Origin of the sequence: Arthrobacter sp. TB 23 (assembly GCF_000294595.1) — a bacterium.
Classification (GTDB): domain Bacteria; phylum Actinomycetota; class Actinomycetes; order Actinomycetales; family Micrococcaceae; genus Arthrobacter_D.
Genome location: NZ_ALPM01000073.1, coordinates 43,351 through 54,958 on the forward strand (window position 1 = coordinate 43,351; position 11,608 = coordinate 54,958).

Consider the following 11,608-nt stretch of genomic DNA (forward strand, 5'->3'; position numbering starts at 1 on the left):
CGATCCCGGCCGCCAGCCCGGGTGCCGGGCAGCCCCGGCGAGGAGAGGTTGTGCACAGTTATCCCCCTTTTGTGACCACCGGTACACCGAAGCCGTTACCCTATTGCAGGAAGGCATGCCGCATACTGTGAAGGGTATGGGGGCTCATAGCCTGAGCCGCCCCGTTACGAAGACCGCTGAAACGCCATCAGCTCAGCGGACCTATATATAGGAGAGAAGTGCCCACTAAGGCAACGGACAAGAAGCCCGGCCGCAAGCTCGTCATTGTTGAGTCACCCGCAAAAAGCAAGACCATTGCGGGTTATCTCGGCGAGGGCTTCGAGGTCACGGCGTCCATGGGGCACATCCGGGATCTTCCCCAGCCCTCAGACCTGCCCGCCGAGCTGAAAAAGACCGGTGTCGGCAAGTTCGCGGTGGACCTCGACAATGACTTCGAGCCCTACTATGTGGTCTCGGCCAACAAGAAGAAGACAGTCGCCGAGCTGAAGGCGGCGCTCAAGGGCGCCGAAGCCCTCTACCTCGCAACTGACGGTGACCGCGAGGGTGAGGCAATCGCCTGGCACCTGCTTGAGGTGCTCAAACCCAAGGTCCCGGTCTACCGGCTGACCTTCCCCGAAATCACCAAGGAAGCCATTCAGCGGGCGCTCCTGGAAATGCGCGAACTCGACATTCCGATGGTCGACGCCCAGGAGACCCGGCGGATCCTGGACCGGCTGTACGGCTACGAAATCTCACCAGTACTGTGGCGCAAAGTGGCTCGCGGCCTCTCAGCCGGCCGGGTACAGTCGGTCGCCACCCGGCTCGTCGTCGAACGCGAGCGCGAACGGATGGCCTTCCGTGCAGCGTCCTACTGGGACCTTACCGGCACCTTCTCACCGCAGAGCGGTGACGAGCGTCAGTCCTTCGCGGCCAAACTCGTCAGCCTCGACGGTTCTCGTGTGGCGACAGGCAAGGATTTCACCGACCTCGGAGAGCTGAAGTCATCGACGGTGGCACGGCTCGACGCCGAAACCGCTGAATCGTTGGCGGCCGAACTGCAGGACGCAGAGTTTGCGGTCCGCTCGGTCGACACCAAGCCCTACACCCGCCGGCCGGCAGCGCCGTTCACCACTTCGACCCTGCAGCAGGAAGCAGCCCGCAAGCTGCGGTTCTCCTCCCGGGTCACCATGCAGGTTGCCCAGCGCCTGTACGAAAACGGCTACATCACGTACATGCGAACCGACTCGCCAGCCCTCTCGGACCAGGCCGTCAACGCTGCCCGCCGCCAGGCATCCGAACTGTACGGTGCTGAATACGTCCCGGACGCCCGCCGCGTGTACAAGGGCAAGTCCAAGAACGCCCAGGAAGCCCACGAAGCGATCCGCCCCGCCGGTGACTCCTTCCGCACCCCAGCGCAGGTCGCTGGACAACTTCGCGGCGAAGAATTCCGGCTGTATGAACTCATCTGGAAGCGCACGGTCGCTTCCCAGATGGCTGATGCAAAGGGTTCGACGGCGACCCTCCGGTTGGGTGCCCTCGCGGCCGGCCCGGACGGAAAGACGCGTGACGCTGAATTCTCGGCCTCCGGCACCGTCATCACCTTCCGCGGCTTCATGGCTGCCTATGAGGAAGGTAAGGATGCCGGGCGCAATGAGCAGGATGCCTCGGCCGATGGCGGGCAGGAAGCAAGGCTTCCCAACCTCGCCGCGGGTGACAAGTTGGGGGCGGAGGAGGTCAACGCCGTCGGGCATGAAACCTCACCGCCGCCTCGTTTCACTGAAGCTTCGCTGGTGAAAGTCCTGGAGGAGCTGGGTATTGGCCGGCCCTCAACCTACGCCGCAACCATCTCCACCATCATGGATCGTGGGTATGTGCGGACCCGCGGGCAGGCGCTGGTCCCCAGCTGGATCGCTTTTTCGGTGGTCCGGCTTCTGGAGGAGCACTTCCACGACTACGTCGACTACGACTTCACTGCGGAGCTGGAAGAGGACCTGGACCGCATCGCCCGCGGTGAGGCTGGCCGGGTCGACTGGCTGAACCACTTCTATTACGGGGACCGCAAGGTCACCGGGCTCCACACCATCGTGAACGACCTCGGCGAGATTGACGCGCGCAAAATCAACTCCATTGAGATCGCCGAAGGCATCACACTGCGCGTCGGCAAATTCGGGCCCTACCTGGAGAAGCCGCTCCCCGCTGATGCTGAAGAGGGAACCGAACCGCAGCGCGCCAACGTTCCTGAGGACCTGGCCCCCGACGAACTGACTGTCGAGAAGGCCATCGAGCTGATGAACACCTCCGGCACTGAGGAACGGATCCTCGGCGAGGATCCGGACACGGGGCGCTCCATCGCGGCACGGGACGGCCGGTATGGTCCCTACGTGATTGAGCTCATCCCGGAGGTCACCGAAGAGGAGCTCGCCAAGCAGCCGGTCGAGTATTACAAGAACGGGAAACCGAAGCCGCCGAAAAAGCCGACCAAAGAGAAACCCCGCACTGGGTCCCTGTTCGCTTCAATGTCGCTGGACACGGTGACTCTCGAGGACGCCCTGAAACTCATGAATCTTCCGCGGGTTCTTGGCGTTGACGCCGAGGGCAAGGAGATTACCGTGCAGAACGGCCGGTTCGGTCCGTACCTGAAGAAGGGGACCGATTCGCGATCCATCGGGTCGGAGGAGGAGATTTTCACCATCACGCTGGAACAGGCGCTGGAGATCTACTCGCAGCCCAAGCAGCGCGGCGGGAGAACGGCCGCGCCGCCGCTGGCCGAGTTCGGCGATGATCCGGTGTCCGAGAAGCCGGTAGTGGTCAAAGACGGCCGGTTCGGCCCGTACATCACCGACGGGGTCACGAACATCACCGTTCCGCGGTCAATGGCCATTGAGGAACTGACCCGCGAACTGGCACTCGAGCTGTTGGCGGACAAGCGGGCCAAGGGACCGGCTCCGAAGAAGACTGCCAGCCGCGCGCCCGCCAAACGCAAGGTCGCTGCACGGAAGTAGGACCTGATGGCGGGCCCTTCAGGGTCCGCCACCAGTAATAGGACGCCGTGGGGCGCGTCGTCAACGAAAGTATCGACGAGAATAATGGAATCATGCGTCTAGGCGTCTTGGATATCGGATCAAATACTGTGCATCTGCTCCTGGTGGATGCCCACGCCGGGGCACGCCCGGTGCCTTTTGCGTCCCACAAGCGGCCGCTCCAGCTTGTCGCTCACCTCGACAGCGAAGGCGCCATCAGCGATCGCGGTCAGCGTGAGTTGATCAATTTCGTCAAGGATGCACGAAAGTTCGCGAGCCGGCATGGTGCTGAGGACTTCCTCGCGTTCTGCACCTCAGCAATCCGCGAGTCGGCAAACGGTGAGGCCGTGCTGCAGCGGGTCAAAGCGGAAACCGCTGTGGTACTCCAGGAACTCTCCGGCGATCAGGAAGCGGCAATGACCTTCCAGGCGGTTCGCCGCTGGTATGGCTGGAGCCCCGGGTCCATCCTCAACCTGGACATCGGCGGCGGCTCATTCGAAATGGCGATGGGCGAGGACGAACTGCCCGAGGTGGCTATTTCCGTGCCCCTGGGAGCTGGCCGGCTCACCCGCGACTGGCTCAACGATGACCCCCCGACGGCCAAAAGCGTGAAGAACCTCCGCCGCTACATCCGCGCAACCATGAAGGACGCCGCGGCCGAATTCAAGTCCCTCGGAGAACCGCAACTGGTGGCAGGCACATCGAAGACGTTCAGATCACTTGCCCGTCTGGCCGGAGCCGCCCCCTCAGCGGCCGGACCGTTCGTCCAGCGCGAACTCCGGCTGGAAGACCTGTCCCTATGGACCAAACGATTGGCGGCCATGTCGGTAAAGGACCGGGTGAACCTCGACGGCGTCTCGGAGACCCGGGCGCCGCAGGTCCTCGCGGGTGCCCTGGTGGCCGAGGCAGCCCTGGAGGTGTTCAAGGTCAACAGCGTCAAGATCTGCCCGTGGGCCCTGCGTGAGGGTCTGCTGCTGCGCCGGTTCGACACCTTGATGTTCGAGGCGCAGGTACCGATGCCCGCCGTCGGCGTCGGGCACGTCCAACTGAGTTCCGCCCTGCAGGACGAGCCATGGGCAGGATGAGCGGCGCTGTGAGCGAGGAGACCGCGCCGGAGGGGAACCAGGGGGTGCGCGTGGCGCTGTCCAGCGCGTCAGTCTACCCACTGGCCGTCCATGAGGCTTTCGCGGTGTCCCGCAGCCTCGGCTACGACGGGGTTGAGGTGATGGTCACCAACAACCATGTGAGCCAGAACCCCGACAAGCTCAGCGCACTCAGCCGGCAGTATGACCAGCCGATCGTCGCCATTCACGCACCAACCCTGCTGCTGACCCAGCAGGTGTGGGGCAAGGCCTGGACGAAGGTGGAAATGTCAGCGGCGATGGCAGCCGAGGTGGGTGCTGGGACCGTCGTGGTGCACCCGCCCTTCCGCTGGCAGAGTGGCTACGCGGAGAACTTCGCCGAGGGGGTGCAGCGCATCACTGCTGAGTACGGGGTCACCGTTGCCGTGGAAAACATGTACCCGTGGCGGGTCCGTGGGCGTGAAGCGAAGGCGTATCTGCCGCACTGGAATCCGGTGCCGCAATCCTATGAGGCGATCACCTGGGACTTCTCGCACGCCGCAATAGCCGGGATGGACTCGTTGGAGGAAATGCGGACACTCGGCGACCGGCTGTCGCACGTCCATCTGACCGACGGCACCACCAACGGTAGAGACGAACATTTGTTGCCCGGCCAGGGGACTCAACGCTGCGCGGAATCGCTGGAGTTTCTGGTCAATTCAGGTTTCACCGGGGTTGTGGCGGTCGAAGTAAGCACGAGAAAAGCGAAAGGTGCCGACGAGCGGGACAAGTGGTTGGGGGAAACACTTGCTTTCGCTCGACGGCACCTGGGTCAGGCCAAGGAAACCTGACGGTTCATCACTCGCACCTCTAGGAGGTGTTACCAACATTAGGCCCGCTAGTTGTGAGTTAGCCGGGAGGATGCTGGTAGCCGGGTGTGTGGACGGCGGATCCGGCCCAGGGTGCGGGAGAGCTTAAAGGACGGTGCCGGTGAGCTGTCCAGGAAAGTGGGGGGCTAACCTGTGTCGCTCACCGGCACCTGAAGACCAGACCAAGGAAGTCCGGTCGTCATCTCTCGCACCTTTATGAGGTAATAACGAGTGTACTGATATTTCGCCGAAAAAGTGGCGCCGTTAGCTGGGATAACGCTGGGAATTTGTCCGTGGCAGGATGGAAACATGACCAACGTGACTGAACCAACGATTTCCTTCCTCGGCTGTGGCTCTATGAACGAGGCGATCCTCGGCGGTCTGCTCGCCGGTGGCGTGTCACCGGAGCGGGTGACGGCGACCGTCAGGAGTGCCGAACGTGCGGCCGAACTGCGCCGCGTGCACGGCATTACCGTGTTGGCGACCGCTGAGGACCCTGACGCCAACCGCACTGCAGCCGCGGGGGCCGACGTCGTCATCATGGGGGTCAAGCCGGTCGGAACGATCGCCCTGGCCCGGGAAATCGGTCCAGCGCTGCGGCCGACGACGACGGTCATCAGCGTTGCGGCAGCCATTTCCCTGGCGATGCTCGAAGCTGCGCTTCCCGAGGGTCAGCCGGTGATCCGTTCGATGCCCAACACCCCATCCCGGCTGGGCAGGGGAGTGCTCTCCATCTCGGCCGGTACCCACGCGGACGCCTCACTCATGACGCAGGCGCGGGACATTCTCGGCTCCGCGGGTACCGTCGTCGATATCCCTGAGGACCAGGTGGATGCGTTGTCAGCCGTCAGCGGCTCGGGCCCGGCCTATGTGTTTTATCTGGCGGAGGCTATGGCCGCCGCGGGTGTGGAACTGGGGCTTGACCCAGGGCTGGCGAAAATCCTGGCCACAGAAACGGTGGCCGGCGCCGGGTACATGCTCGCGGAGCAGGATGCGGACCCCACCGCCCTGCGGCGAGCCGTCACCAGCCCCAACGGCACCACCGAGCAGGCCATCGCGACATTCGACCGGTTGGATCTGCCGGTCATCATTGCCGCCGGAGCCCGGGCCGCCAGCAACCGTGCCCAGGCCATCACCGAGGAGTTGGACTCCTAGCAGGCCCACGCCCCGGGCCTAAGGGCGGGCAGCGAACCGTTCCAGCAGGTCAACGTGGCCCGAAACGATCAACATGTCCCGGCTGCTCACCTTGGTGTCTGGCCGGGCGTAGGTGAAGTCCTCTCCTGGCGACTTCACGCCGACAACGGTGACGCCGTACTTGGACCGCACCGCCGATTCGCCCAACGTGAAACCCTGGGTTTCCTTCGGCGGGTACATCTTGACGATCGCGAAACCGTCGTCGAACTCGATGAAGTCGAGCATCCGCCCGCCGACCAGGTGAGCTGCACGCACACCGGCGTCGGCCTCGGGGTAGATGACGTGGTTAGCGCCAATGCGTTTGAGGATCTTGCCGTGCGCCGGGGTGATCGCCTTGACCCACAGATGGTCGATACCGAGGTCCACGAGGTTGGCGGTGATCAGCACGCTTGATTCGATCGAGGTGCCAACGCCGACGACGGCGGCGCTGAACTCCTGCGCGCCGAGCTGGCGGAGGGCATCGATATTGGTGGCGTCCGCCTCAACGACGTGGGTGAGCACCCCCGACCACTTCTGGACAAGCTGGGTGTCGCGTTCGATCGCCAGAACCTCACGGCCTTGCTTGACCAGCTGGTCGGCCGTCGCTGAACCGAAGCGGCCCAAGCCGATCACCAGTACCGGTGCGTTATGTGCTGGTCTCTCAGCCAATGATCGGCCTCTCTTCAGGGTAGTGGTACAAGGTGCTGCGCTGCCGGAGGGCCAGTGCAGATGCCAGGGTGATGGTTCCCATGCGGCCGGCAAACATCAGTGCGGACAGGACGTATTTTCCTTCCGGCGGCAATTCAGCACTGAGGTTGGTGCTGAGCCCGCAGGTGGCGAACGCTGAAATCACTTCGAACAGCACCCGGTTAAGGTCCTCCTCGGTCATCCACAGCAGAACCCCCGTGGCAACGAGGACCAGGGTCGCGCCCATAAAGATCACTGAGATGGCCACCCGCATGACGCCTTCGGGAATCTTACGCCCGTAGGCCTTCACATCCGAGTTGCCGCGTGCCTCGGCCACGATGGCGAGGAACATGACGGCGATCGTCGTGACCTTGATGCCGCCAGCGGTGGAAGCGGACCCGCCACCGGCAAACATGAGTGCATCGGTCAGCAACATGGTGGCCGACCCCATTTCGGCCTGGTCCACCAGGTTGAACCCGCCCGATCTGGTCATCACCGAGGCGAACAGGGCATGGATCACCTTGTCGCTGTTGCTGAATCCGCCGATGGTCCGGCTGTTGGACCATTCCATTGCGCCCCAGGCAATTGCCCCGGCTACCAGCAGGATCAGCGAGACGTTGACGGTCAGCTTGGTGTGCAGGCTCCATTTACGGACCCTGAGACGGTACTGGATGAGGACCAGGATGACGGGGAAGCCGAGGCTGCCCAGAAACACGCCGATCATGATGGGTATCAGAATGAAAAGATCGGTCTCGTAGGGGACCAGGCCATCCGAGTGCGGCGTGAACCCTGCGTTGTTGAAAGCGGAAATCGAATAGAACACCCCATGCCATACGGCGAGCCAGAACGGTTCTCCAAGCACCATGAATCGGGGGATCAGCATCAGGGCGAGCACAATCTCCACGACCACCGATGTGGTGATCACGATGCGCAGCAATGTTCCCACCTCGCCGAGGCGGGAGGCGTTGTTCAGCGCGGACTGGGCTAGCAGCTTCCCACGCACACCGAGCCGCTTGCTCACCATCAGCGCGAGCAGCGATGCGAGAGTGAGGGTGCCCAGGCCGCCGACGAAGATGGCGATCAGGATCACCAGTTGCCCGAAGAAGGACCAATAGGCGGCGGTTGAAACCACTGTCAGACCGACCACGCAAACCGCCGAAACCGCGGTGAACAAGGCATCGTGCAGCGGAGCGGCGACGCCGTCGCTGGAAGCGACCGGCAAGCTGAGGAGCACGGTGAAGATGAGGATGACGCTAAAAAAGATGATCAGGGCGACGCGAGCGGGGGAGCTGTTGGCCACTCCATCGATGAAATCCCGGATGCGAGCCAGCACCCTCAGGTATACGCTCTGCTCTTCCTGCAGCCAGGATGGCTGTGATCTTGCCATTGCGCTCGCTTTGCCCCGGTTCCGCGGTCTCGACTTCGGATGGATCGCTCCAAATGCCCTCCGAGTAGTAAACCACTTTCATCGGGCCAGCGTGTCCAAGCGCCCACTAAATCACGTAGCCTGTGAGTGATGAGTAGCGAATCCGCGTCGTTCCCCACCAGTGTTGTCTGGGACGAATCCATGCTGGCGTACAACTTCGGTCCCACGCATCCGATGAACCCACAGCGGCTGGCCCTTACGGCGCGCCTCGCGTCGGACCTGGGTTTGTTCGACCGGGATGGGGTGACGGTCGCTGAACCATTCGTGGCGACCGACGGGGAGTTGGGAACCGTTCACAGTTCCCACTACATCACCGCTGTGCGGACTGCTGATACCAATCCGGATCAGGCCGATCAGGCACTGGGTCTGGGAACGGCAGACAACCCGGCGTTCCCGGGAATGCACGATGCGAGCGCGCGTTTGGTCGGTGGGTCGCTGGCTGCCGCCGACGCTGTGTTGTCCGGGCGGACAGTGCATGCGGTGAATTTCGGCGGCGGCATGCACCACGCGAGCCGGTCGATGGCCAGTGGATTCTGCATCTACAACGACGCCGCCGCGGCGATCCAACGCCTGCTCGACGCTGGCACGCAGCGGGTCCTGTATATCGACGTTGACGCCCACCATGGGGACGGCACGCAGAACATTTTCTACGATGACGCACGTGTCATGACTATCTCCCTTCACGAAACGGGGATGAGCCTATTCCCCGGGACCGGGTTCGCCAATGAAACGGGCGGCGTAGGGGCGGAGGGCTATGCGGTGAACGTAGCGCTTCCGACTCTTGCCGGGGATGGTGGCCTGCTTCGGGCCTTCCACTCGGTGGTCCCGCCACTCGCCGAAGCTTTCCAGCCGGAGGTCATTCTGAGCCAGCACGGTTGTGACAGCCATGTGGACGACCCGCTGACCAATCTCAGGATCAGTATCGATGCGCAGCGCGAGATGGCAGTCAGCATCCGTGACCTCGCGTCCCGCATTTGTGAGGGACGGTGGATTGCCACGGGGGGAGGCGGATACAACGTCACCAGTGTCGTCCCCCGGGCATGGTCCACTCTGATTGCCGTTGCTGCCGGGGTGCCGATAGGGCCCAAGACCGCGGTCCCGGAATCGTGGCGTTCCTATGTGCTTGAGCACTACGGTGCCGAGGCGCCGCTGTTAATGGGTGACGGCGCCGACACCTGGTGGCGGTCCTGGGAAGTTGGCTACGACCCGAACGATGACCTTGACCGCACCGTGATGGCCACCCGTAAGGCGGTTTTCCCGCTCCACGGACTTGATCCATGGTTCGACTAGCACCGATTGCGTATATGTCGTTAGGGTAATGGAATGGTAATCGAGGATGTGTTCGCAGTCGTGGCTGAAGGTACCCGCCGCGAGATTCTCGGGTCGTTACGCGCCGGAGACAAAGCGGTCGGTGAGCTGGTGGTCGAGCTCGAGGTCAGCCAGCCCACGGTATCAAAGCACCTGAAAGTCCTGCGTGAAGCGGGCCTGGTCTCAATGCGTGCGCAGGGGCAGCGCCGCTTCTACTCCCTGAACCCGGCTCCGCTGCGCGAAATAGAGTTATGGCTCGGATCGTTTGACCTTCCGGCCCAGCCATCGATAGCCCCTGAACTGGCGGTCGTTCCGCCTCGCCACTCGGGAGTCCTCGCAGCAGCCGTTGATCCAGCGGCCGATCCAGCCATCGACCCTGCCGGGCAGCAGGCCTTCGGCCGGACAGTCGGTCGTGCGGGCCAGCGGGCAGCCGACCTCTTCGCGCAGTTGCCGAAGCTACGTCGACGCCGCGACTAACCGGTTGGTGGTGCGCCAGGATGATAGCCCGGCAGCACTTTCACTTTAGCCACAGCAGCCACTACAGTATGAGGCAGCGGTAAACCTTCGAATTGCAAGACGGCACGCCGTGTGACTGCCAAGTGGTTAGTCTCAGATTGCACACGTTGGGGGTGCAGACCTCAGTGTAAGGAGCAATGTGGGATGGTAGACGCGAGCAATTTCTCAGACGTCAAATTTCTGACCGTCGCCGAAGTGGCCGACATGATGAGAGTTTCCAAGATGACTGTGTACCGCCTGGTTCACGCAGGCGAGATGCCGGCTGTGCGCTTTGGCCGTTCCTACCGGGTCCCAGAATCGGCTGTTGAACAGTTCGTTCGGGGTGCGGCGGTGGAGGGTCAGCCCGAAACCGGATAGCCCAACGGGGCCGGTCGGGGCCGCGGCTAATTAGCGGTACCCTGTTAAGGAGCGTTTTACGCGCTATCGGCTGTGCGCCTTAGGGCGAGAAGGCCGATCCGCGTAGGTAGTTGCGTTATTGTCAGCATCCGATCGTCGTGCCCACCCGGGCCGTGTATCGGAAACCGAAGATCAGTTTGTGAGGACTTTATGGGTTCAGTAATTAAGAAGCGCCGCAAGCGTATGGCCAAGAAGAAGCACCGCAAGCTGCTTCGCAAGACTCGTCACCAGCGTCGCAACAAAAAGTAAAAACAGTTTCATCGTTGGGCCTGCCACCTCTGTGGCGGGCCCAACGGCGTTAACGGGGGCTGGTCAGTTTCCGCGCATCCGGGTGAAGCCACGCCAGAGCCCGTACACGGCGCCCGCCCCGGTGGCTGCTTTGAGTCCAAGGGTCGCGGCCCGGCGGCCGCTGCGGAAATCGTAGATCGGCCAGTTATTGTCCCGTGCATGATGCCGGAGTTTGCGGTCCGGGTTGATCGCCACCGGATGCCCCACGATAGTCAGGAGGGGAATGTCGTTGTAGGAGTCGCTGTAACCCCAGCACCGTTGCAGGTTCAGTCCCTCTTTCTCGGCGAGAGCACGCACTGCAACGGCTTTTGCAGGACCATGCAGGAACTCGCCCACCAGCTTCCCGGTATACAGACCGTCAGCGACCTCGCCAACAGTGCCGAGTGCGCCGGTGAGTCCGAGACGGTTGGCGATCACGCTCGCCACTTCCACGGGAGTGCCGGTGACCAGCCATACCCGGCGACCCGATTTCAGGTGTTGCTCGGCCAAAGCGCGAGCGCCGGGCCAAATCTTGGACGCGATCATCTCGTCGTAGACTTCCTCGCCGAGCGCTTTGACGTCCTCGTGCGCGATCCCGATCGCGAAGGCCAGAGCCGCGTCGCGTACAGAGTTGATGTCGGTCATATTTTCGCCGCGCATCACGAACCGGAGCTGTTTCCAGGCCAAGCCGCTGGCGAACCTCAGGGTGAACGCTTTCCGCTGATACATTTTCCGGGCCACATGGAACAGACTCGCGCCCCGCATCATCGTGTTGTCGACGTCGAAAAAGGCGGCGTCCCCTCCCGGGCCGGGAAGGGTGGCGGCTACCCCTGGAACGGTACGCAGGGGCCCGGTACTGGCAGCGGACATAGTGTGAGTCTAAATCAATTGCGTCGCGGCGTGCGG

At 62.9% G+C, this 11,608-nt stretch carries 11 protein-coding genes; 8 read left to right on the plus strand and 3 right to left on the minus strand.

The window, feature by feature from the left end; all coding sequences use genetic code 11:
- Positions 1-218: 218 nt before the first annotated feature.
- From topA to proC, 4 genes are all read left to right on the plus strand, one after another.
- Entirely contained in the window at positions 219-2,981 is a 2,763-nt protein-coding gene (gene topA, locus B384_RS0111025) for a type I DNA topoisomerase (RefSeq protein WP_019483173.1), read from the plus strand.
- Positions 2,982-3,073: 92 nt separating this feature from the next.
- Positions 3,074-4,084, plus strand: a complete 1,011-nt coding sequence (locus B384_RS0111030) for a Ppx/GppA phosphatase family protein (protein ID WP_035767063.1) — start codon at positions 3,074-3,076, stop codon at positions 4,082-4,084.
- A gap of 8 nt (positions 4,085-4,092) precedes the next feature.
- Positions 4,093-4,911, plus strand: a complete 819-nt coding sequence (locus B384_RS0111035; RefSeq protein ID WP_026041134.1) for a sugar phosphate isomerase/epimerase family protein — start codon at positions 4,093-4,095, stop codon at positions 4,909-4,911.
- Between the two features lie 327 nt (positions 4,912-5,238).
- Complete coding sequence (gene proC / locus B384_RS0111040) at positions 5,239-6,084, plus strand: pyrroline-5-carboxylate reductase (protein WP_019483176.1); 846 nt, start codon at positions 5,239-5,241, stop codon at positions 6,082-6,084.
- 18 nt (positions 6,085-6,102) lie between these two features.
- Here the strand turns inward: proC and B384_RS0111045 are convergent, their stop codons facing one another.
- Both B384_RS0111045 and B384_RS0111050 read right to left on the minus strand, forming a co-directional pair.
- The gene (locus B384_RS0111045; protein ID WP_019483177.1) at positions 6,103-6,771 is read right to left on the minus strand and encodes a potassium channel family protein; all 669 of its coding nucleotides are present in this window, start codon (positions 6,769-6,771) and stop codon (positions 6,103-6,105) included.
- A complete protein-coding gene (locus B384_RS0111050) occupies positions 6,764-8,176 on the minus strand; it encodes a TrkH family potassium uptake protein (protein WP_026041135.1) in 1,413 nt (470 codons plus the stop codon). The genes B384_RS0111045 and B384_RS0111050 overlap by 8 nt, the downstream gene beginning before the upstream one ends.
- A gap of 129 nt (positions 8,177-8,305) precedes the next feature.
- Here B384_RS0111050 and B384_RS0111055 point away from each other — a divergent pair, with 129 nt between their 5' ends.
- The 4 genes from B384_RS0111055 (at position 8,306) to B384_RS20195 (ending at position 10,684) form a co-directional block, all read left to right on the plus strand.
- Positions 8,306-9,505, plus strand: coding sequence for an acetoin utilization protein AcuC (locus B384_RS0111055; RefSeq protein WP_019483179.1), 1,200 nt, complete (start codon positions 8,306-8,308; stop codon positions 9,503-9,505).
- A 33-nt stretch (positions 9,506-9,538) separates the two neighbouring features.
- Positions 9,539-10,000: an ArsR/SmtB family transcription factor gene (locus B384_RS0111060; RefSeq protein ID WP_019483180.1), complete on the plus strand. Its 462-nt coding sequence runs from the start codon at positions 9,539-9,541 to the stop codon at positions 9,998-10,000.
- 183 nt (positions 10,001-10,183) lie between these two features.
- Positions 10,184-10,396, plus strand: a complete 213-nt coding sequence (locus tag B384_RS0111065; protein ID WP_019483181.1) for a helix-turn-helix domain-containing protein — start codon at positions 10,184-10,186, stop codon at positions 10,394-10,396.
- Between the two features lie 189 nt (positions 10,397-10,585).
- Positions 10,586-10,684: a 30S ribosomal protein bS22 gene (locus B384_RS20195; RefSeq protein ID WP_003792170.1), complete on the plus strand. Its 99-nt coding sequence runs from the start codon at positions 10,586-10,588 to the stop codon at positions 10,682-10,684.
- A gap of 63 nt (positions 10,685-10,747) precedes the next feature.
- On the opposite strand, the gene B384_RS0111070 is transcribed toward B384_RS20195, so the two are convergent.
- Positions 10,748-11,572 carry an HAD family hydrolase gene (locus tag B384_RS0111070; RefSeq protein ID WP_019483182.1) on the minus strand — a complete coding sequence of 275 codons (825 nt, stop codon included), beginning with the start codon at positions 11,570-11,572 and terminating at the stop codon, positions 10,748-10,750.
- Between the last annotated feature and the right edge of the window lie 36 nt (positions 11,573-11,608).